This is a genomic window from Rossellomorea yichunensis (genome assembly GCF_032337515.1).
Taxonomy (GTDB): domain Bacteria; phylum Bacillota; class Bacilli; order Bacillales; family Bacillaceae_B; genus Rossellomorea; species Rossellomorea yichunensis.
Genome location: NZ_JAVYAD010000002.1, coordinates 483,218 through 505,844 on the forward strand (window position 1 = coordinate 483,218; position 22,627 = coordinate 505,844).

Sequence of the window (22,627 nt, forward strand, 5' to 3'; positions counted from 1 at the left end):
TCCCCCTTTTGTATAATTACACCATATTATCCTATATTTTATATGAAAAAAGAAGCTGACTCAAAGAGAATATCACTCTCGTTATAGCCAGCTCCTTCCCCGTTCGTCATTTAAGCGTATGAATGCAGTCCTGCGATAATGAGGTTTACAGCCACCAGGTTGAATAGAATAATGGCGACCCCGATGACGGCTAACCATGCAGACTTCTCACCGTGCCATCCTTTAGAGAGGCGTAGATGCAGAAATGCCGCATAGAATAAGAATGTAATTAATGCCCATACTTCTTTGGGATCCCATCCCCAGAATCGAGTCCAGGCAATTTGAGCCCAGATCATTGCGAAGATGAGCCCTCCCAGTGTAAATACTGGAAAGCCGATTAATACTGAGCGGTAACCGATTTCGTCCATCAGGTCCAGATTCACATTTTTCACGAGTGGCTGTAATTTCGCAGCTATTCGCTTTCTGAAGATTAAGCGTAATAGAAGATAAATTCCAGTTCCAATCAGAAACGACCAAATAACGGTATTAAGTTTCTTAGCATTGATGAGGGCTGGCATTTCTACCAGCGGCTCCATTACATTGTCAGTTAATAATTGTCCTTCATTCGGTCCGACAAGGGCCGGCAGTGTGTATTCAGAAATCGCTTCGGCCCCTTCTTGATCGACATACTGAAAATTCGCTTCATAATTTCCCAGGGTAAAAGCAGTTGATGCAACTACAAACCCTAATACGACCACTAAAGAATACATGACGGTTTCTAGCCAAAACGATTGTTTGCTTCCTTTTGTATGTTGCACTGATTTCAATAAGTAGATTAACCCTGCCACAAAACTGATGGATAAAATCGCTTCCCCCGCTGAAACAGTTGTGACGTGGATTTTCAACCAATCACTTTGAAGAGCAGGAATCAGTGGACTAATGTCTTTAGGGAACATACTGGCATAGGCGATCACCAAAAGTGCAAATGGTAATGCAATGACACCCAGTATCGTTGTTTTATACATAAAGTAAAGTATGATAAAGGCTCCGACAAGCATCATTCCGAAAAAGGTTGTAAATTCAAATAAATTACTTACTGGAGCGTGTCCTGCTGCCCCCCATCTTAAAAAGAAGTAGCCTAATTGAGCGGCAAATCCGATAAGGGTTAAAACAATTCCAATTAATCCCCACTTTTGCTGATTCGTTTCAGTTGTATTCTTTTGGCGGATGCTTCCACCAAAAAACAACGTAGCAATCAAATACATCATGAAGGATACATAGAGTAAATTACTACTCCACTCTGCCATTGTTATCGTTGACATCTTCATTCCTCCTTGCTTCGTCTTTTTGTTGTTGATCTTCAGGTTCCTGTATACCGGTACCTTCCAAAACGAAGTTGATTTCATTTTTTAATCCATGCCAGTTTTTATTCGTATGACCGGCTACGATGACTCCATCTTCACTTCGCCTGATCCAGATTCTTCGGTGATGCCAATATGCACCTTGTACGACACCTATCATAAAGATGGCTCCACCAACGGCTAAAATCCAAAGAGTGAGATCCTTATGAACGGTTAAAGCAGATACATCTCTCGTCTCAACACCTGCAAATGACAATTTATATTCATTGTCACCAAGCGGTTCCAGATTTTGCTGGATTCCTACAAAGCTCACTTCACCATCGGGCTTTTCAGGAGAGAACAACTTGAATAGGAATGCAGGATTATTCGGTAAAGGAGACTTTGTTTGCGGCTCTCCTTGTTCATTAAATCCAGAGAAATCAGGATAATATCCCATCAATTCTACTTTATAACCTTCTTCAAATGCATAGGTATCCTGAGGATCAAATAGGTCGACGGTGAATTTACCGAAACTGTCCCCTGACTCTTTATTATCGAATGTAAAGGACATTGATTTAAATTCGTCCAACTTGTAACTGGTTTGATAGACAGCGAAATTCCCGAATTTAAGGGGATGATTCACTTTAATGGAGTCCTCTTTTTCCACTTCACGGTCAGCCGTTTGTCCTGGAAGTTTATCTCCGGATTCTTTATACAGTACCACGTCAGACTGGAAATTCTTTGCGATGGTTCCATTCTTATCAATGGCTTCCCCAAATACTTCTTTGTCTTTATCTTTATCGTATGTCTCTAACGTAAACCCTTTATTTTCTAAGTAATATTCTTGTTTCGTACCAGGAACCGCCCTTGTTTCACCTTCACGGATCCACACGGTTTCATCAATATACATTCCGGGAACGAATCGCAGCATGCCCCCGAAAAGGAAAATGATAAGACCAATATGATTGACATAGGGACCCCATCTCGAGAAACGATTTTTCTCTGCAAGAATGTTTCCGTCTTCTTCCCGGATCTTGTATTTTTTTTGAGTTAACTTTTCCTTGATCTTACTTATTGAATCATTGACTTCTACCATTTCTGTTTTCCCATAGATTCGTTGACGCTTCAGGAAACCAACATGTCTGGAAACACGTTGATTCTTGAGGGCACGATAGAGGGGAATCACCCGATCCAGACTGCAGATCACGAGGGAAACTCCAATCGATGCGATTAATAATAGATACCACCATGAACTATATAAATCATGGAACCCTAACGTATAATATAACTCTCCAAAAAAGCCGTATACATCTTCATAGTATTCATTTGCCGGCTGTCCATTCGGAATATACTGTTCCTGGGGCAAAATCGTACCGACTGCAGAGGCGATAAGTGTGATGACAATTAACCATACGCCAACCTTAACAGATGAAAAGAAATTCCAAATCTTATCGACTATCGATTTGTTATACGTTTGGGAACGTCTAGCACTACCCTCGTATCGCATGTCATGAAGCTTCTCGTTCTTCGCTTCATCCGTTAAAGCACGTCCGCAGGATTCGCAGAGAACGGTACCATTCGGGTTTACATGACCGCATACACATTTGATCTCTTTCATGTTAAAACTCCTTATATCAAGTTAAACTGCTGAACTAAGGCTTAATGCTCTCTAAATCTTCAATGATATCGTTTTCTGACATCGTTCCTGTAATGATCTTTTCGATTTTACCTTGAGGGTTAATGAGGAAGGTTGTTGGTAACGGATCAATGCCGTATGCATTTTGAACTTCTTCTTCCTCGTCCACTACAATCGGGAACTCTAACCCGTGTTTCGATACGAAACGATTGATAAGAAAATCCGATTCCCCCACATTAACAGCCAATATCTCTACACCTTGATCTTTATATTTCGAATATTGATTATTCATATAAGGCATTTCTCTTTCACATGGTTTGCACCATGTTCCCCAGAAATTCAGGAATACCCCTTGACCCTCATAGTCGGACAAACGATGTTTATTCCCTTCCATATCCTCCAAAACAAAGTCAGGCGCTTGATCCCCCACCTTCAACTTCCCTCTTTCATCCTTCGTAAAGTTTGCATACAAGGTATATGCAACCGCAGAAGTCAGTACAATGAGGATTATGGTCCGGATGAGTAATCTGCGTTTTTTCTTATCCATGTACGTGTGCCTCCCATATTGAAATCGTTCTCAAAAAATGGAAAAGTTTTTTTCTCTCTTTACAGTAGCAAAGGGCCTGATGTCATAAGAATTCACTTATGAGACCAGTCCCTGCCATAATGTAATGTTCCATTCCTTCATAATAAGCAGGGAAATATCCCTTATATTTCAGGGTAAAATTCCTTTCTCATTATATCATTTATCACTTTATAGATAGTGTAAATTATATGAAGGATATGTGACACTTTCCATGCTATTTTCTATCGGATGCTTCCCGTTTCAGCCAGTGTTCTTAGCTGCTTCACTTCATGGGGAGTAAGTTCCCTTCCTTCTCCTGCGTTCAAACCATGAAGAGTAAGGAATGCATATCTTTCTCGTTTCAGCTTCTGAACCGGATATCCAAGGGCTTCGAACATTCTGCGCACTTGGCGGTTTCTGCCCTCATGAATGGTAATTTCGACGATGGATTTCCCTTGTTTCTTATCAATGCTTAATACTTTCACTTTTGCTGGAGCCGTCATGCCGTCCTCCAGTTTAACCCCTTTTTCAAGTTCTCTGATTTTGAACTTAGGTGGGATGCCTTTTAATCTCGCTACATACGTTTTTTCAATTTCGTTACTTGGATGCATCAGGGAGTTAGCGAAATCCCCATCATTGGTTAGAAGAAGAATACCTGACGTTTCATAGTCCAGTCTTCCTACCGGATAGATTCTTTCTTCTATTTCAGGGAAGAAATCGGTTACGACTTGACGGTCTTTATCGTCAGTCACAGCTGAGATGACCCCTCTTGGTTTATAGAGCATATAATATACTTTATTTTCTCTTTCAATCTGAATACCTGTCACTTCAACTCTATCGGAATTAGAAACCTTTGTTCCTAATTCTTTTACTACTGTACCATTGACCTTTACTTTGCCTTCTATAATTAATTGCTCAGCTTTTCTTCGTGACGCTACGCCACTATGAGCAATAACCTTTTGTAATCGTTCCACGGTATTTCACCTCATTTAATTTTCAATACATTTGTCTTCATGAATTATTACACAATCCAGACAAAATAGAAAGGTATAAAGAAAAATCGACTTTTTCAGTCGATTTCTTTATACCTTATTATTTCCTTTATTAATAGATGTCAACCATTATTAAAACATGACCGTGACGATGAAGATTGCAGCTACGATTCCTACGACATCGGCTAGTAATCCAACTTTGAGGGCGTCCCCCATCTTCCGGATGCCTACTGCCCCGAAGTACACGGTCAGTACGTAAAGGGTCGTATCGGTACTTCCCTGTAAGGTTGATGCAAGTCTTCCTATAAAGGAATCTGGCCCGTGGGTAGCGACTATATCGCTCATCATACCCAGGGCAGCTGTTCCTGAAATGGGCCTGATAATGGCAAGTGGTACAATTTCAGGGGGAATACCGAGTGCAAGTAATCCCGGACGGATGAGGTTTACGAAGAACTCAAGTGCCCCTGATTCTCTGAAAATGGTAATGGCTACAAGCATCCCAATGAGAAAAGGAATGATTGACACGGCTATTTTAATGCCTTCTTTTCCCCCATCGACGAACACTTCATACGTAGGTACCTTTTTGAGTGTTCCATAGATTAAAATGAAGCCGATCATAATGGGGATCAACCATAATGAAATCGTGGATATCCATTGCATCTACTTCACCTCTCTACGAGTACGTCTATAATGAAAATATCGGTCTATCAATATGGCTCCTATGGTGGAGAGCATGGTCGCGATCAAGGTTGGTCCCACAATTTCAGTCGGGGAAGCAGAATCATATTTCATCCGGATCGCAATGACAGTTGTTGGTATGATGGTAAGGCTCGACGTATTAATGGCTAAGAAGGTAATCATCGATCTGCTGGCATAGTCTCTTCCGCCGTTCAATTCCTTTAATTGCTCCATCGCTTTAATCCCAAGAGGTGTTGCTGCGTTTCCAAGACCGAACATATTGGCCATCATATTCGATAATATATACCCCATCGCGGGATGATTATCAGGCACCTCTGGAAACAACCGGGTGACAAAGGGTCTGAACAGCCTTGCCAGTTTATCCAATAATCCCGCTTCCTGGGCAATCCTCATGATTCCCAACCAAAACACCAATACACTGACCAACCCTATACAAAGAGTAACGGCTTCATTTGCTGAAGTGAAAATGGCTTCGTTTACTTCTTTCATCTTGCCATTGATAATGGCGAATACTAAACCTATGATGGTCATCCCCACCCAAATGAGATTAACCATGATCCCTGACCCCTATAAAGGACTCAAAGGAATAGGCCCAGAATTTCCACCAGCTCTTTTCTTCTTCAGCTTCATCCGTTGTTTTAAAGTAAATGGGAAGAGTATCTACTTCTTCGTCTTCTAAATACACGACAGCCTTCCCTACTACTTCAGGTACATTTTTATTCTTTAACCATTCCTCTTTAGGCTTTAACATTTTGTACTCTACCTTCACATCATCCACTTCATCATCTTTAAGGGTTAGGACGGATTCTCGTTTAAGATAGGCATGATCCTTATATATTTCGTCATCCATTTTTTCAATCATGCCTTCTTCCAGGACGATCTTATAATCATATTGCTTAAACCCGTATTCAAACATCCCTATATGATCATTCCAATCATCAGGTCCATTCAGGGTAACGGCAATCAGGTTCTCCCCGTCCTTGGAAGCTGTGGACACAAGCGTTCTTTTGGCTAGTTTTGTATATCCCGTTTTCCCACCCGTACTATGCTTATACAATTCTGTTAATAATCTATTTTTGTTCTTCCACTTCCGGTCCCACTTTTCTTCAGGATTTGGTGCTGTATGCACTTTTGTCCCTGCAATCTCCTTATATACTTCATTCTCCATTGAATATCTAGTCAGAACTGCCATATCGTAAGCAGTGGAATAGTGGTCTTCATGATCATCGAGACCATGTGGATTGGAAAAATGCGTATTTTTCATTCCGATTTCATTCGCTTTTTCATTCATCATATAAGCAAACCCGTCAAGACTTCCTCCAACAGATTCTGCAATAGCGACTGCCGCATCATTCCCGGACCTCAACATAAGCCCGTAAACGAGATCTTCCAGCTTGATTTTCTCCCCCGCTTTCAGGTAAAGGGAGGAACCTTCCGTGCCCGCTGCATTCGAAGATACCGTTACTTCCTTATCCATCATTCCGGATTCAACCGCAAGAATCGCCGTCATGATTTTTGTGATGCTTGCTATCCGACTTTGACTGTGGGCATCCTTTTCATACAGAATCCGCCCCGTCTCCTGATCCATTAAAATCGCCCGCTGTGAACTAACAGAAGGTGCGGCCTGAACTTCATTGGAAACCACTACAAATAGCAAGGTGAGGATAAGAATATAATATATGTAATATTTCACTCTCTTTCGATTCACACCCATCTACTCCTTTAATTCTAACGTGTTTGTACAAGTTTATGCAGGACAAGGGGTAATATGAATGAAAATCCGGAATTCACATTTAGGTTCAATTTCTGGTATTTGACCCACGAAAAAGACACAGCAGAGAAACTTTGCTGTGTCTTTTCGTGATTCTATTCTTTTGGATCCGGACCCCTGCCAGTCCATTTATATTTCATTCTGCCCTACTCTTTCGATTCCATCGTTTCTTGAAATTTCTCAAAAAACAAGTCCGCTTCATCCTGCATGAATTCATCCTCGATATTTTCAGGTAGGGGAGGAAGTTCTTCTATTCTCTTCAAGCCGAAATAGTCCAGAAATTCTTTTGTCGTACCGAATAAGTAGGCACGACCTGTCCCTTCTGCTCTTCCAACTTCCTTCACGAGCCCTTTTGACGTAAGGGTCTGAATGGGACGCTCGGTTTTGACGCCTCTGATTTGTTCAATTTCCATCCTCGTGATCGGTTGCTTATAAGCGACTATCGCAAGTGTTTCAAGAGCTGCTTGTGATAAAAAGCTTACATTTGGTGACTCAACCAATTTCTTTAAATAATCGGCGTTGCTTTTTTTTGTCACCAATTGAAAAGTGTCTGCTATCTCAATCATATAGATCCCCCGATCGGGATCATTTTCGTAATCCGCCTTTAGCTCCTCGATCACAGCCATCGCTTCCTGATCCCCGATTTCCAATACAGAACAAACTTGCTTTAGTGAAAGACCTTCATCACCAGCTGCAAACAATAAGCTTTCGAGGATCCCTTTCCAATTACTACTGTTCAACTAGACCTACCTCCTCTCCTGCTTCAACAAATATTTCCGTGAAGTTTTTTTCTTGATTGACAATGATCTGCTTTCTCTTCATCAATTCAAGCACGGCAAGGAAAGTAACAACGAGATGTTCTTTATTATCAGACGGGAAAAGACTTGTAAAGGGTGTTCGCTCTTTGATATTTCGCAGACTATGAAGAATATCATTCATTCTTTTTTCAATGGATATTTCCTGTCTGGTTATTCTGGTTTGCACTGGCCGTTGCAGCTTCTTGCGCCTCAATAATTTATGAAAAGCTCCTAACATGTCATATAGAGACACTTGAACCTCGCTATTCTTTAAATCCGCCTCTTCCGTAAATTCCGAGAGATCACTAGGAGGTTTCGTATACACCTGTCCCCGTTCTTCCTCACGGTGCTTCAGCTCATTGGCAGCTTCTTTAAACTTGCGATACTCAATCAACCGCTCAACCAATTCATCACGGGGATCTTCCTCTTCGAATTCAATTTCATCGTTTAAAAGGCCGTCATCATGTTTAGGGAGGAGCATTTTACTTTTAATCGCCAATAATGTAGCGGCCATCACTAAGTACTCACTGGCAACATCAAGTTGCAAATTCTTCATCGTATGTACATATAACATATACTGCTCAGTAATTTGAGCCATAGGAATATCATATATATCAATTTCCAACGAATTAATCAGATGCAAAAGAAGATCTAACGGACCTTCAAAAGCGTCAATCTTCACATTGTATTCCACTTTATCACCAAATTTCTAATTACAGTCATTCCTGATCGCTACTTAATAGTATAGTAGATTGACCACTATTCTCCAATAGAAAGTTTTTGCATAAAGAGGATGTACTTGTCGTTTTGGCAAAGATGGAGAATATGCTACACTTTAAATACTCAGACGTTATTTCATAATATAGGAGGGACTCACATGGTTTATCCTAAACCTTACTTAGAATTTTTAATGTATTTCCATGGAAATCGTGATTACTTCGAGTGCCATGAGGTGTTGGAAGAACATTGGAAATATGCAGATCCTAAGAACCGTTCTTCCCATTGGGTTGGATTAATCCAGATTGCTGTGGGTTTGTATCATTACAGAAGAGGTAATCTCTCAGGAGCAGCCCGGACACTTAGGAAAGCCGTTCAAAATATCGAACTGAATCAGGATGAACTTTCCCGATTAGGGATCCATCCTGGTAAACTTCAGGAAAAACTCGTTGATATCACCCATGGACTAAGTACCAACCAGCCCTATAACAGCATCAATATCCCCCTGACGGATTCATCTCTACAAAAGCAGGTCCAATCACTGTGTGAGGACAATGGGTACTCCTGGTGTTCTCCAAGTGATTTAAACAATATCGAGCTCATTCATCGTCATTCCCTGCGTGACCGTTCGGAAGTGATTTTAGAACGAAAAAATGCTTTACAACGAAAAAAAAGAGGCTGACCACCTACAGATCCGGTGGCCGTCCTCTTTATTGATCTTCGTCTATTACTTTATCTTGATCGATTTCGTCACACTTCTCAAAGAATGAAGCGGTCTCTGAATTCGGCTTCACTTCATGCTCAGAATGCATGTCTCTAAGATGCTTCACCATTGATTTCCCAATTCCTTCGTGCCGATGGGATGGATTAACGGATATATGCTGAATTTCTAAAGTACTATCTGTCTTGAATACTCCAATTAAACCTACTATGTCCTCTTCTTTCCATAAAAAGAGCTGCCAATTATCTTCAGTTTCGTATTGCTTCATCGTCTGTTGAAGCTTCTTCAAATCCTTTTCATTTGGCATGAAAGATAATAATCCCATTGCGATCTTTTCAAACGCCTTTTTATACCGAATTAACATATTTACCCCTCGTTATGTTTTATGTCTAATCTATTTATTTCCTATTATAGACAAAAACTAGAAATTTAATTGATATGAACGTTTATTTATCTTACTAAATTTACTTTTATTAATCAACTTTAACCAATCAGTTTCCAGCCAGGAACAGCCAGTAGATGACTCCCCATACTATGCCTGATACTAATAAAAACAAGAACAATCCCTTATTGCTGATCTTCATAAATGACTCCTTTGTCTACACTATATTCATCTATATATGTCATTGCTATTGTATAGTAAAATCACTATTTGTTAAAGTATGTAATTAGATATGAAAAAAAAGTAGTCTTTAAGTACGATATACTTAAAGACTATGTTTCCAGCTTATTTAAATCTTATATCGAGTGAAATCATATCCTCATATGTCTCTCTTTGAACAGCTAATCTTGCTTCTCCATTCTCGACAAATACGACAGCGGGACGGGGAATACGATTGTAGTTATTCGCCATAGAATATCCATATGCACCAGTACAGAACACAGCAAGAGTGTCACCAGCTTCTGATTGCGGGAGGGGTAAATCCCAAATCAACATATCTCCGGATTCACAGCATTTACCAGCGATTGACACGGTTTCTTCAGGGGGATGATCCGCTTTATTTGCAATCACCGCTTCATATTTTGCCTTGTAGAGAGCCGGTCTTATATTATCACTCATTCCCCCATCAATGGCTAAGTACTTTCGGATGTTGGGCACTTCTTTTCTTGACCCCAATGTATATAGGCTGGTCCCTGCATCTCCAACAAGGGAACGTCCCGGCTCGATCCAAATCTCCGGCATTTCAAGGTTGTACCTCTCCACTTCCTGTTTTACAGCCGCAATCATTTCCTTCACATATTGTGCAGGTGGAATCGGGTCATCATCCTTCGTATAGCGAATTCCAAATCCACCGCCTAAGTTGATCACTCTCGGATCGTAATCATATTGAGATTTCCATTTTGCCACCTTCTCAATGATTTTTTTTGCAGCAAGAATGAAGCCTGTCGTCTCGAATATTTGAGATCCGATATGGCAATGAAGACCTAACAATTCAATACCTTCATAGCTCATCGCCATTTTCATAGCATCCCGGGCTTGACCATTCCCCAAATCGAATCCGAATTTGGAATCCTCTTGTCCGGTTAAAATATAATCATGAGTATGGGCTTCTATCCCAGGTGTCACTCTTAATAAAACCTTCGTCACTCTTTCAGTGGATTGTGAGATGGCATTCACAAGTTGCAGCTCGTAGAAATTATCGACGACAATGCAGCCTATATTGTTTTCAATGGCCATCATCAGTTCTTCTTCAGATTTATTATTTCCATTAAAATGGATGCGTTCAGGAGGGAATCCTGCCTTTAAGGCAGTGTACAACTCCCCTCCTGAAACCACATCCAGAGATAATCCCTCTTCTTTCATCAATTGAAAGACCGCGATACATGAAAATGCCTTACTGGCATAGGCAACTTCCGCTTTCACTCCAAGGGAATCAAATGTTTCTTTAAAGCCTCTTGCCCGTTCTCTAATGAGTGCAGTGTCATAAACATAAAGGGGTGTACCGTATTGTTTGGCTAGTTCTAAGGTGCTCACCCCTCCTATCGTTAAATGACCATTTTTTATTTCTGCTGATCCATGAAGATGCATGAAACGTCTCATTCCCCTCTTTAATGCTCTGCTAATTAAACGTAATTTACCACAGAATGAGAGTTGTTGCAATATTTCTAAGATTCCGCCGGCTGCTTATACTTATTTCTCGGCTGCACGATGCTAGGCCGAATTTTGGATCCCGGCACGGCTTTTCTTATCAGAATCTGCATAAACGCCTTTGGACTGAACGGAATTAAAGGCCATAAGTAAGGTGTATTGAGTGATTTAATATTCACTACAAATAGTATAAATAGCGTGCTGCCGATCATAAGGCCGGGAATATGGAAGAATGCGACTAATACAAGAAGTAGAAGTCTTGCCATCTTATTCGCTACACTTAGTTCATAACTAGGAGTCGCAAATGTACCGATTGAAGCAACCGCTACATAAAGGATGACCTCTGGTTGAAAGAGACCGACGTCAATCGCAATTTGTCCAATTAATACAGCCGCTATTAAACCCATAGCTGTGGAAAGCGGGGTCGGGGTATGAATGGCGGCAATCCTGAACATCTCGACTCCCATATCTGCTATAAACAATTGAACGATGACAGGTATATTTGTCTGTTCATTCGGTCCTACATATTTTATGACCTCAGGTAATAATGAAGGATCCAGAACGAATAAATACCACAACGGAAGTAAGAACAAGGATGCGAGTACACCCATGAATCTTGTCCATCTTACAAATGTTCCGACAGCAGGCGATTGCCTGTACTCTTCAGCATGCTGCAGATGATGGAAGAAGGTAGTCGGTGTGATGATCACACTTGGTGAAGTATCCACGAAAATAAGAACATGTCCTTCTAATAGGTGAGTGGCAGCTACGTCCGCCCTTTCCGTGTATCGTACTAATGGATATGGATTATACCCCTGCTTCACCAGAAATTCCTCTACGGTTTTATCCGCCATCGTGAGACCATCAATTTTGATGCTTTTCAACTCTTTCTTGATCACTTCGACTAAGCTTGGATTTGCAACATCATCTATATAGCAAATGGAAATGTCAGTTTTAGATCGTTCTCCGATACGAAATATTTCAAACCTCAATCGTGGATCCCGAATTCTTCGTCTTGTTAAAGCGGTATTCACAATAATATTCTCTACATATCCATCTCGGGAACCACGTACTACCTTTTCAGTATCAGGCTCTGAAGGCTGTCGCCCGGGATAACTACGAACATCAACAATGATTGCCTCTTGGTAGCCTTCGACAAAGACTGCTATTAATCCTGATAGCACTTCGTCAACTGCTTCTTCAATCGTTTTTACCGGCTCAACCGATTGATGAACAAGGCGATTATGTACAATCTCATATAATCGGCTCGTTGCACGCTCATGATCATTGATCTCAACGAGTTCCTCCACTATTTGAATAATGTAGGAAGCATCAGTCAACCCGTTAATATAATAGATGTGCACTCCTTTTTTCAAAATCATGAGTTTACGTACACCTAAATCAAAGCTTTTGTTTAATCCTACATGATTCTTCATGTACTCTTCTATAACAGCTAAGTCTTTTGATATTGGTGTTTCTTTCGTTTTCTCAGGCATGATATCCGCTCCTTTCCAAGATGATTTCAACTGCCTTTTTCGTAATGGGCGAACCTTGTGAGTAGTGATCCCTTTTGGCCATTTTGCCTATGTCACCAATCCCGACAATAACGGGAACATCCAGCTCATCAAGGCAATAAACCGTATCACCCGTTAATCTTCCCAAATCCATTTCAGGTACACCAAATTTATCTACCCCATATGGAGTCAATTCACCAAATTTATCAATACATACATCCACTCTTGTCCATTCTGCCTGCCTGGTTTTACTTGCTACCGCAATGATGCCGAGCACGTCTATGCCAGGGTGTTTCGCAACATACTTTAGTGCCCTTTCGCCTGCTCCTTCTCCAATAAATCCACTATCATCAAACATCACAAAGACGGGGTCATTCTTTGCACTTCTGATTAATTTCACAATCTCTGGTCCTGATAATAAAGAAGGATTTCCTTTAGAGCTTGAGATACATCGTCCTCCATACTCTTTTGCCACGCACTCGATTGCCCGCTTGGCATATTCATCTCCATCTGTAATCAGGATCACTTTTCTTTTGTCGTCCATATGAACCCCTGCCTCTTGCTGTTTATTGATGAACCAAGTAGAGCCAATGAAAAAGTGAGCCGACAATTTTCCCAAATACAATCGCCATAATGAGAATGACGATTTGACCTTCAATCCCAATCCGCTTTGCAAGGATCGGGAACACATTCAATACTTCTGTTAATGCAGCCGCCAACAGCCCGATGAACACTCCGCTCGCTAATCCGATGGGCATAAGAACGAGTGGGGAAAAGTGCAGCGTATAATTATTTAAGCTGACAAACCCTCCTGCCAGTGCACCTGTAATGACAGCCAATTCATAGTGGTGTATCATTTTCATTGTTTTTGTTAACTGAGTTAACCTTGGGATGATTCCTAATACGGTTAGAAAAGCTACGAACCCGGAACCGACTGCCAGTCCACCAGCAAAACCAATAAATACTGTAATCAATACGCTAATGGTCATCTAATTTTTTCTGACTTTCTTTATTTTCATGCATGATGACATACTGATCTAAATCCTGCTGGTAATTAAACATTTCAACTTCTAGTGGACTCGGCTCTTCATTAAGTCTCTTTCGGAACACATGGTTGAAAAATAAGATCATCCCAAGGCCTAAACCGAATGAATAGGGAATTTGAAACAGTAATGGATGAGGATCCTCATCACCAGTTACAAAATGATACAGCCTTTGATGAACTTCCCTCATACTTACATCTTCATGAAAATTCATAATTGCCAGGGCTGCACCGATGAATAATAGTAACCAAACGCCAATGAAGAGCGGAAGAGAGACTTTCTTTTTCTCATAGATCACTTCAATAATACTTTGTGTGGGTCCAATCGTTTGGATATCAAGATCCGAGAAGTTCTTGCATATTTCTCTTATCACCCTCATCACATCGACCACAATGATATTCTTATCAGATGCTGTCACTTGATGAATCGGGATTTCTCTTAATTCTTCCAGAATATTTTCAGGTGCTATGATTTGAGCAAGCTGTCCAAGCTTGACCGTACTCTCTTCCCTTACCTGCACTCGATGACGTAAGCGTATATACAAAATACCTTCCATGCAGTTCACTTCCTGAAAACATGATTTTCCCTTCGTACCAATAGTATGGATTAACGGAAATAATTTATGTAATGGCTGGATGTGGTCTTTTGAGATTCATGGAGGAGGAAGTGAGCAATAGTGTAGATTCTGAAGGTTCGGAGCATAGGAAATGGCAACAATTTCAAAGGGAACTGTGAGGCATTCCAGAATCGACTGTTGTATAAATTCCATAAATTAAAAATAACCTTGTCGTTTCAACATGATTCGTTGAAAAACAAGGTTATTTTGCCTAAGATTCTGTATGCATATGATCTTTCATTGTTTGTAATATCTTCTTTTCCAATCTCGATACCTGGACCTGGGATATACCCAGTCGATCTGCTACTTCCGATTGGGTTTGGTCTTTGTAATACCTTAAATACACAATCAGCCGTTCCCGATCATCCAGTTCCCTAATGGCTTCTTTTAAGGCAATTTTGTCAAACCATTTATTATCGCTATTATCTGCAATCTGATCCAAAAGGGTAATGGGATCTCCATCATTTTCATAAACGGTTTCATGAATGGAAGAAGGGGCACGACTTGCTTCCTGTGCCATGATCACCTCTTCAACCGAATACTCCAGATGTTCGGCAAGCTCACTCACCGTCGGAACCCGCCCAAATTTCTTGGAAAGTTCATCCTTGGCTTTACGAATCTTGTTTCCCATCTCTTTCAGGGAACGACTTACTTTTACTGTTCCGTCATCCCGGATGAACCGCTGGATTTCACCAATGATCATCGGAACTGCATATGTGGAAAACTTGACGTCGTAGCTTAAATCAAACTTATCGACTGATTTCAGCAACCCGATACTGCCTATCTGAAAGAGGTCATCAGGCTCATATCCCCGATTGAGGAAGCGCTGGACGACGGACCATACTAACCGCATGTTCTTCTGGACGATCAAGTCCCGGGCACTTTGGTCACCGTCCTGGCTCTGCTTTATGAGCTCTTTCACCTCATGATCCTTCAGAAAGGTCTGTTCCTTTTCTTTCTTAACTTCGACATCCATGGGCACGACTCCTTAATTGCATAGCGCTTTACTATTGGTCAAGTGCTTCTTTAGTCTTACCGTGGTGCCTGTACCTGGGTGTGATGACACTTCTATTTCATCCATGAAATTCTCCATGATTGTAAAGCCCATGCCAGAACGCTCAAGCTCAGGCTTGGACGTGAACAATGGTTGACGGGCTTCCTCTACATCACCAATTCCGACTCCTTCATCGCGGATGGTCATATCGATGTACCCATCTTCTTCCATAATGACAGAAATATAGACGATACCATTCGGTCTGTTGTCATATCCGTGAATGATGGCATTTGTAACGGCTTCAGATACGACTGTCTTGATTTCAGTCAACTCATCCATCGTCGGGTCCAGCTGTGCAATAAATGAAGCAACGGTAACTCTGGCAAAGGACTCATTTTGGCTCAAAGAACTGAATTGAATGTTCATTTCATTTCTCATGTCAGGCGACCCCCAATCTTTGTAATGCGTTTTCTTCAGACGGCTCAAGACGGATAATCTTAAACAATCCGGACATTTCAAATAATCGGTTTACAGAAGGGGAGATCGCACACACAACCATTTCTCCATGCTTTTGTTTAATCTGCTTGTATCGACCCAAAATCACACCTAATCCTGAACTATCCATAAAACTCAGTTCCTCTAAATTCAAAATGATATGCTTCACATTCTCACTTTCAATCAGATTCGAAGCTTTTTCCCTAAGCTCATCAGCAGTATGATGATCCAGCTCACCACTTAAACGAATACACAAAACATCTTTTTTGACTTCTAAGTTAATAGCAAGACTCACTATCAGAAAGCCTCCTTCTCTGTCGTATAGTGAGTCATTTCGCTATTCTTTTAGTAAATTCCTTCTCCATGACAAAACTAGAAGGAATTCGTCATAATTAGAGGTTATTTTTATCAAAAATCATTAAGACAGTTTTACTTTCCAACCTTCGTGAAAAGTCCAAAGGATTTTTTGTACAGCTCCCACCAGCTTGCGTCATTTACATTTTTCTTAGCGACGAGAGTGCTTTCCAATACTTTTTCTCCTTTGTTCATGATGACAAGGGTCCCGACTTTATCTCCTTTTTTGATAGGAGCCTTCAGGTTTTCAGAGAGTGTTATCTTCTGTTCTATTTTATCCTGTTTTTCACCCTTTTGAGTTAACAGGGAGATGGGCTCTTCCGTCACTGCATCCACTTTGTTTTGTTTCCCTTTCGATACTTTCACCTGTGCCAGGGAGTCTCCCTTTTTGAAGAGAGGTTTGGTGGAATACTGATTGAAGGCATAATCCAGCATTTTACTTACCTCGTTGTTTCGTTCTTTAGGAGTCGGTGCTCCGAACACGACAGCAATGACTCTCATATTATCTTTCTTCGCCGTTGCCGTTAAGCAGTATTTCGCTTCATTTGTGAATCCGGTTTTCAATCCATCCACACCGTCATAGAAACGAACCAATTTGTTTGTATTTACCAACCAGAATTTTTTTTCCGTATCTTCACGTAAGTACGATTCATAGCTGCCTGTGAACTTGGTGATTCCTTCATATTTTAGAAGTTCCTTGGCCATCATGGACATGTCATGTGCCGAACTATAATGATCTTTGGACGGTAAGCCTGTCGGGTTTTTGAATCGAGTGTCATTTAACCCAAGCTCTTCTACCTTTTTGTTCATTTTCTCAACAAATGCTTCTTCACTTCCTGATATATGTTCTGCCATGGCCACTGATGCATCATTGGCCGAACCAATCGCAATACCCTTGAGCATTTCTTCAACCGTCATGCTTTCACCGGGCTCCAGGAAGATTTGTGATCCCCCCATCGATGCGGCATATTCACTCGCTCGAACACTGTCTTCCCACTTTATTTGACCTTTTTCAAGGGCTTCCATGATCAACAGCATTGTCATAATCTTAGTCATGGATGCTGGTGCCAGCTTTTCATGGCTATTCTTCTCATATAATACCGTTCCAGTATCCCGCTCAATCAAAACAGCTGATTTCGCTACTTCAGCTAATTCCGATTTCTTCTCCTGGGCAAACCCCATTGAAGGAAACAAAAAAGCTGCTAAAACAAATGTAATCACTATATACGCAAAACGTTTCATCCAACTGTCCTCCAATCAAATCTCGTTTTAAATCAATACTCATAGACCCATTTTTTCCAACTGCATCATTTTTATACAAACATTGGTAAAAAAGTGAGGTTGGTTCATGGATGATAGGTTATAAGTGGGTTGAAAGATGGCTAAATTTAAAGGGGGATTCTTCAAATAGGGGATGAAACGATGTGTTTCTCAACAAGATCACTGAGATGCAGCATTTTGTCGGGTGAAATCATCTCTTTTGAGTGTGAGAGAGCGCTATTGAACGGTTTCATTGCGTCATTTCCAGAAGTAATTGCGTCAAAATTCAATTTATTGCGTCTGTTTTGGGGGAATTGCGTCAATTTGAACGTAAATTGCGTCTTCCACATCTGGAATTGCCTATTTTCCCATAATAAGGTATTCGCATTTCCAGACAAAAATATAAAAAAGGCCCCTGCCAAAGAGAAATAATCCTCTTGGCAAAAGCCACGATCAAAATTAAAAATCAACTCGTGATTTCAGTATGAATCAACGTAGGTGCTTTCACATGTTCAGGTGTTACTTTAATGCTTTCGTATAATTTTTCTTTTACATTTTCGATATTCTCATCATTGCTATAGATCGTTACAAGAGAATCTCCCGTTTTGACAGAATCACCGATCTTCTTGCGCAACTCAAGACCAACCGCTAAATCGATAACAGAATCTTTTGTTGCACGGCCTGCTCCTAACCACATGGCAGCCGTTCCTACTGCATCGGCCACGATTTCTGATACATAGCCATCTTCTTTCGCTTCAAGCTCAACCTTATATTGCGCCTGTGGAAGTTTTGATGGATCATCTACAACGGATGGATCTCCACCTTGTGATTCCAGGAATACTTTAAAGTTTTCAAGAGCCGATCCATTTTCAATCGCTTTTTGTAATAGCTCTCTCGCTTCTTCCAATGTTGATGCTTTTTCAGCGAGATACACCATATGACTTCCTAGCGTTAAGCATAATTCCGTTAAGTCCTCTGGACCTTCACCTTTTAATGTATCGATTGCTTCTTTCACTTCAAGTGCGTTTCCGATCGCGAAGCCCAGTGGCTGACTCATATCCGAAATGACCGCCATTGTTTTTCTGCCGACGTTGTTTCCGATGTTCACCATTGCTTTGGCAAGGTCTTTTGAATCGTCCAGTGTTTTCATGAAAGCTCCGGCACCCGTTTTCACGTCAAGTACGATAGCATCCGCACCAGCAGCTATTTTTTTACTCATGATGGAACTTGCGATCAGAGGAATGCTATTGACCGTTGCCGTCACATCACGTAAGGAATAAAGCTTTTTATCAGCCGGTGTTAAATTACCACTTTGTCCGATAACGGCTAACTTATTCTTGTTCACCAATCGGATGAATTCATCGTTTTCAATTTCCACATGGAAACCTTCGACGGATTCAAGCTTATCGATGGTTCCTCCAGTGTGTCCAAGTCCTCGTCCACTCATCTTCGCTACAGGTACTCCAACAGAAGCCACCAGTGGTCCAAGAACAAGGGTCGTTGTATCTCCAACACCGCCTGTAGAGTGCTTGTCTACTTTAATTCCTTCAATTGCAGACAGATCGATTTGATCTCCTGATTCGACCATTGCCATCGTCAGGTCCGCTCTTTCTCTATCGCTCATGTCTTTGAAGAAGATGGCCATTGTCAGGGCACTTACCTGATAATCAGGGATGCTTCCATCTGTATATCCTTCAACGATAAATTTTATTTCTTCTGTAGAGAGTTCTTTACCTTCACGCTTCTTCTCTATTAAGTCAACCATTCTCATTGTATTCACCCGCTCTTCTAGTATTGTCAAAGGGAAGTCCCTTTAGTTTTCAAATTGAATCGTACGACTCTTAGATTGATTTGACGATCTCTTTTACATATGCCAGGAAGTTTGCACGAACCATTTCGGTTGTTTCAATCACTTCATCATGGGATAGGGGTTGGTCAAGGATACCTGCCGCCATATTTGAGATGCATGAGATTCCAAGCACTTTCATTCCCCCGTGTCGGGCTACGATTACTTCTGGCACAGTCGACATTCCTACTGCGTCTCCTCCAAGGGTACGGGCAAGACGAACTTCAGCTGGAGTTTCGTATGTAGGACCTGTATTCCCCACATATACACCTTCTTGCACTTCAATTGAAAGCTTCCCTGCGATTTCTTTCGCTTTTTGACGCAGTTCTTTACAATATGCTTCTGACATATCCGGGAATCTAGGTCCTAAGCGGGAATCGTTTGCCCCAATTAGTGGATTGCCACCCATATTATTAATATGATCCGTGATCAGCATCAAGTCACCAGCCTGAAAGCTTTCATTCACTCCACCGGCTGCATTTGTGACGATTAAGACTTCGACGCCTAGTTCTTTCATAACACGGACGGGAAATGTGACTTTATCGAATCCGTACCCCTCGTAATAATGAAAGCGCCCTTGCATGGCCACGACTTCCTGACCCGCCAATTGACCGAACACAAGCTGCCCTGCGTGTCCTGCCACTGTCGAAACAGGAAAATCAGGGATTTCTTTATAAGGTATTTTCACTGAATTTTGGATTTCATCAGCTAACACACCCAACCCTGAACCAAGGATGAGTCCGATCTTCGGTTGGCCTGTGTATTGATTTTTTAGATGGTTTGCTGCATTTTGGATGTTTTCGTAATTCATATTCATTACTCCTTTTTTTATCATTCAACGTAAAGAGGAGGAAATGGGCCGATGTAACCGCACCTTCATCCCTCTCCCTTTCAATTTTTTCCAGAAACACCTATTTCAATTGTGATAAGAAACTGCGACCAAACTTCGGCATGGTCACATTAAAGTTGTCTGCCACGGTAGCGCCGATATCTGCGAATGTTTCAGAGATAGGCAGCTCTTTCCCTCCGTCAAAGCGTTTTGAATAAAAGAGAAGTGGAACATATTCTCTTGTATGGTCTGTTCCTGGAGCGGTCGGATCGTTCCCGTGATCGGCTGTAATGATAAGAAGATCATCTTCCGTCATTTTCTCGAACACTTCAGGCAGCCGTGCATCAAATTCTTCTAACGCCTTTCCATAGCCTTCTGGATCGCGACGATGTCCGAATAAAGCATCGAAATCGACAAGATTCAGGAAGCTCAAGCCTGTAAAGTCTTGATCGAATGATTGAATGAGTCCGTCCATCCCGTGCATATTATGCTTCGTACGGATCGATTCAGTCACTCCCTCGCCATTAAAAATATCTGAAATTTTACCAATGGCGACCACGTCAAACCCCGAATCCTTCAGTTCATTCATTACGGTACGGTTAAAAGGTTTTAACGCATAGTCATGACGATTGGATGTACGTTTGAACCCGCCTGGTTCGCCAACGAATGGACGAGCAATCACACGACCTACGAGGTATTCCTCTTCTTTCGTGATTTCACGGGCGATTTCACAAATTTTGTACTGCTCTTCAATTGGAATGATGCCTTCATGAGCTGCAATTTGAAGGACAGGATCTGCAGAAGTATAAACAATAAGAGCTCCTGTTTCCATATGTTCTTTTCCTAACTCTTCAATAATCTCAGTTCCGCTTGCAGGCTTATTTCCAATGATCTTTCTGCCTGTCTCAGCTTCAAGTTTTTGAATTAATTTTTCAGGGAAACCGTCTGGATACGTTTTGAACGGTTTATCAATATTAAGGCCCATTATTTCCCAATGACCAGTCATCGTGTCTTTCCCAACAGACGCTTCCTGCATTTTCGTGAAGTATGCTAACGGCTTGTCAGCTTTTTCAATTCCCTTCACTTCTTTAATATTCGAAAGTCCAAGTTTTCCCATATTGGGCATATTCAGTCCATTCATATGTTCAGCAATGTGACCAATCGTATCCGATCCTACATCATTGAATAGGTCGGCATCAGGCGCCTCACCGATGCCCACTGAGTCCATGACGACCAGGTGAACTCTTTTGTATGTATAGTTACTCATTCAAATAAACCTCCTATATGTAGCTTCTTATTAAAAAAAGCGGTTACATTTTTAATCTTTAATCGTATCTTACCCTTAACTGCATTATAGCAATCGACAGGATTTAACGTCAGAAGTCTGACATCTACATTCTACTTTTTCCTTTCTAAAAAAACAAGAGAGATCCCTTAAAGAATACTATTTTCTTTAAGGGATCTCTCTTCATCTTTTAAGCCCGCGGATGAAATTGTGAATATACATCCTTTAAGCGTGTTTTCGTTACATGTGTATAAATTTGGGTGGTGGAAATGTCTGCATGACCGAGCATTTCCTGTACTGCCCGGAGATCTGCCCCATTCTCCAATAAATGGGTTGCGAATGAGTGCCTGAGTGTATGAGGAGTCAGATCCTTTTCGATATTAGCTTTTTTTGCAAGAGCTTTTAAGTTCTTCCAGAAACCTTGTCTTGTCAGGCCTTTACCATGATGATTCAAAAACAAGTGATCATCCCGGTGCTTCTTACTTCTTAATTTCAACCGGGCATCTTCTAAGTATTTCTCAAGAACATTCATTGCCGTTTGTCCGATGGGGATAATCCGTTCTTTATTCCCTTTTCCTATACATCGGACAAATCCCATGGTCAAGTGGACATCATCCAGTTTTAGTTGAATGAGTTCACTTACCCTGATACCAGTCGCATAAAGGATTTCAAGCATCGCTTTATCTCTCATCCCAAGTGGTGTAGATTCCTCAGGGGCTTCGAGTAAAGCTTCCACTTCAGCTATGCTTAAGATCTTCGGAAGCGTCCGCTCTGTTTTTGGTGTTTCGATATGCACAGTCGGATCTTGTTCCGTCGCTTTTTCTCTTAGCAAAAATTGATGGAAGGAACGGATAGATGCAACATGACGTGCAACTGTCTTTGAAGATTTCCCCTGACTCTTTAAGTGGCCGAGAAATTGGACTATGTTCATTCTCGAAACGGCGTTCAGTTCCGATATTTCTTCCACCTTCGCTAAGTATAGTGCATAATTCTTTAAGTCACGCTGGTACGACTCTATCGTGTTTTTGGCCAGTCCTTTTTCTACTATTAAAAAGTGCATGAAATCTTGAATATGGTCTTCCACA

General features: G+C 41.2%; 24 protein-coding genes. 1 reads left to right on the forward strand and 23 read right to left on the reverse strand.

Features of this window, described 5'->3' with window-relative positions; genetic code table 11:
- Positions 1 to 110 precede the first annotated feature (110 nt).
- The 9 genes from ccsB to RSX31_RS07045 all read right to left on the reverse strand — a co-directional run bounded on the left by ccsB (position 111) and on the right by RSX31_RS07045 (position 8,473).
- Positions 111 to 1,286 carry a c-type cytochrome biogenesis protein CcsB gene (ccsB, locus tag RSX31_RS07005; RefSeq protein WP_148970018.1) on the reverse strand — a complete coding sequence of 392 codons (1,176 nt, stop codon included), beginning with the start codon at positions 1,284 to 1,286 and terminating at the stop codon, positions 111 to 113.
- A complete protein-coding gene (gene resB / locus RSX31_RS07010; RefSeq protein ID WP_148969503.1) occupies positions 1,270 to 2,937 on the reverse strand; it encodes a cytochrome c biogenesis protein ResB in 1,668 nt (555 codons plus the stop codon). The genes ccsB and resB overlap by 17 nt, the downstream gene beginning before the upstream one ends.
- Before the next feature lie 34 nt (positions 2,938 to 2,971).
- On the reverse strand, positions 2,972 to 3,502 hold the full coding sequence (resA, locus tag RSX31_RS07015) for a thiol-disulfide oxidoreductase ResA (protein ID WP_148969504.1): 531 nt from the start codon (positions 3,500 to 3,502) through the stop codon (positions 2,972 to 2,974).
- A 260-nt stretch (positions 3,503 to 3,762) separates the two neighbouring features.
- The gene (locus RSX31_RS07020) at positions 3,763 to 4,494 is read right to left on the reverse strand and encodes a pseudouridine synthase (RefSeq protein WP_148969505.1); all 732 of its coding nucleotides are present in this window, start codon (positions 4,492 to 4,494) and stop codon (positions 3,763 to 3,765) included.
- A gap of 150 nt (positions 4,495 to 4,644) precedes the next feature.
- The gene (locus RSX31_RS07025) at positions 4,645 to 5,172 is read right to left on the reverse strand and encodes a spore maturation protein (protein WP_044340130.1); all 528 of its coding nucleotides are present in this window, start codon (positions 5,170 to 5,172) and stop codon (positions 4,645 to 4,647) included.
- Positions 5,173 to 5,766 (reverse strand): nucleoside recognition domain-containing protein, encoded by a 594-nt coding sequence (locus RSX31_RS07030; protein ID WP_148969506.1) that lies wholly within the window; start codon positions 5,764 to 5,766, stop codon positions 5,173 to 5,175.
- Positions 5,759 to 6,919, reverse strand: coding sequence for a D-alanyl-D-alanine carboxypeptidase family protein (locus RSX31_RS07035; RefSeq protein WP_315634047.1), 1,161 nt, complete (start codon positions 6,917 to 6,919; stop codon positions 5,759 to 5,761). Before RSX31_RS07035 ends, RSX31_RS07030 begins: the two co-directional genes overlap by 8 nt.
- A 209-nt stretch (positions 6,920 to 7,128) precedes the next feature.
- Positions 7,129 to 7,722: an SMC-Scp complex subunit ScpB gene (gene scpB / locus RSX31_RS07040; protein WP_148969508.1), complete on the reverse strand. Its 594-nt coding sequence runs from the start codon at positions 7,720 to 7,722 to the stop codon at positions 7,129 to 7,131.
- Positions 7,712 to 8,473: a segregation/condensation protein A gene (locus tag RSX31_RS07045; protein ID WP_148969509.1), complete on the reverse strand. Its 762-nt coding sequence runs from the start codon at positions 8,471 to 8,473 to the stop codon at positions 7,712 to 7,714. Before RSX31_RS07045 ends, scpB begins: the two co-directional genes overlap by 11 nt.
- Before the next feature lie 183 nt (positions 8,474 to 8,656).
- On the opposite strand from RSX31_RS07045, the gene RSX31_RS07050 reads away from it, so the two are divergent.
- Positions 8,657 to 9,178: a DUF309 domain-containing protein gene (locus RSX31_RS07050; protein WP_148969510.1), complete on the forward strand. Its 522-nt coding sequence runs from the start codon at positions 8,657 to 8,659 to the stop codon at positions 9,176 to 9,178.
- A gap of 28 nt (positions 9,179 to 9,206) precedes the next feature.
- Here RSX31_RS07050 and RSX31_RS07055 read toward each other — a convergent pair whose 3' ends face one another.
- From RSX31_RS07055 to xerD, 14 genes are all read right to left on the reverse strand, one after another.
- On the reverse strand, positions 9,207 to 9,581 hold the full coding sequence (locus tag RSX31_RS07055; protein WP_148969511.1) for a GNAT family N-acetyltransferase: 375 nt from the start codon (positions 9,579 to 9,581) through the stop codon (positions 9,207 to 9,209).
- Between the two features lie 363 nt (positions 9,582 to 9,944).
- A complete protein-coding gene (gene lysA / locus RSX31_RS07060) occupies positions 9,945 to 11,246 on the reverse strand; it encodes a diaminopimelate decarboxylase (RefSeq protein ID WP_148995857.1) in 1,302 nt (433 codons plus the stop codon).
- 77 nt (positions 11,247 to 11,323) lie between these two features.
- Positions 11,324 to 12,802: a spore germination protein gene (locus RSX31_RS07065; RefSeq protein ID WP_315634051.1), complete on the reverse strand. Its 1,479-nt coding sequence runs from the start codon at positions 12,800 to 12,802 to the stop codon at positions 11,324 to 11,326.
- Positions 12,795 to 13,364 (reverse strand): stage V sporulation protein AE, encoded by a 570-nt coding sequence (locus RSX31_RS07070; RefSeq protein ID WP_148969512.1) that lies wholly within the window; start codon positions 13,362 to 13,364, stop codon positions 12,795 to 12,797. Before RSX31_RS07070 ends, RSX31_RS07065 begins: the two co-directional genes overlap by 8 nt.
- A 22-nt stretch (positions 13,365 to 13,386) precedes the next feature.
- On the reverse strand, positions 13,387 to 13,809 hold the full coding sequence (locus tag RSX31_RS07075) for a stage V sporulation protein AB (protein WP_315634052.1): 423 nt from the start codon (positions 13,807 to 13,809) through the stop codon (positions 13,387 to 13,389).
- Complete coding sequence (locus tag RSX31_RS07080; protein ID WP_315634053.1) at positions 13,799 to 14,419, reverse strand: stage V sporulation protein AA; 621 nt, start codon at positions 14,417 to 14,419, stop codon at positions 13,799 to 13,801. Before RSX31_RS07080 ends, RSX31_RS07075 begins: the two co-directional genes overlap by 11 nt.
- A 271-nt stretch (positions 14,420 to 14,690) precedes the next feature.
- Entirely contained in the window at positions 14,691 to 15,455 is a 765-nt protein-coding gene (gene sigF / locus RSX31_RS07085) for an RNA polymerase sporulation sigma factor SigF (protein WP_113967614.1), read from the reverse strand.
- Positions 15,456 to 15,467: 12 nt separating this feature from the next.
- Positions 15,468 to 15,911 carry an anti-sigma F factor gene (spoIIAB, locus tag RSX31_RS07090; protein WP_148969515.1) on the reverse strand — a complete coding sequence of 148 codons (444 nt, stop codon included), beginning with the start codon at positions 15,909 to 15,911 and terminating at the stop codon, positions 15,468 to 15,470.
- 1 nt (position 15,912) lies between these two features.
- Positions 15,913 to 16,263, reverse strand: a complete 351-nt coding sequence (gene spoIIAA, locus RSX31_RS07095; RefSeq protein WP_113967610.1) for an anti-sigma F factor antagonist — start codon at positions 16,261 to 16,263, stop codon at positions 15,913 to 15,915.
- A gap of 134 nt (positions 16,264 to 16,397) precedes the next feature.
- Positions 16,398 to 17,564 carry a D-alanyl-D-alanine carboxypeptidase family protein gene (locus RSX31_RS07100; RefSeq protein WP_315634054.1) on the reverse strand — a complete coding sequence of 389 codons (1,167 nt, stop codon included), beginning with the start codon at positions 17,562 to 17,564 and terminating at the stop codon, positions 16,398 to 16,400.
- A gap of 484 nt (positions 17,565 to 18,048) precedes the next feature.
- Complete coding sequence (locus RSX31_RS07105; RefSeq protein ID WP_315634196.1) at positions 18,049 to 19,353, reverse strand: pyrimidine-nucleoside phosphorylase; 1,305 nt, start codon at positions 19,351 to 19,353, stop codon at positions 18,049 to 18,051.
- A gap of 70 nt (positions 19,354 to 19,423) precedes the next feature.
- A complete protein-coding gene (locus tag RSX31_RS07110; protein ID WP_148969517.1) occupies positions 19,424 to 20,239 on the reverse strand; it encodes a purine-nucleoside phosphorylase in 816 nt (271 codons plus the stop codon).
- 100 nt (positions 20,240 to 20,339) lie between these two features.
- A complete protein-coding gene (gene deoB / locus RSX31_RS07115; protein ID WP_315634057.1) occupies positions 20,340 to 21,524 on the reverse strand; it encodes a phosphopentomutase in 1,185 nt (394 codons plus the stop codon).
- Between the two features lie 208 nt (positions 21,525 to 21,732).
- Entirely contained in the window at positions 21,733 to 22,626 is an 894-nt protein-coding gene (xerD, locus tag RSX31_RS07120) for a site-specific tyrosine recombinase XerD (RefSeq protein WP_148969519.1), read from the reverse strand.
- Between the last annotated feature and the right edge of the window lies 1 nt (position 22,627).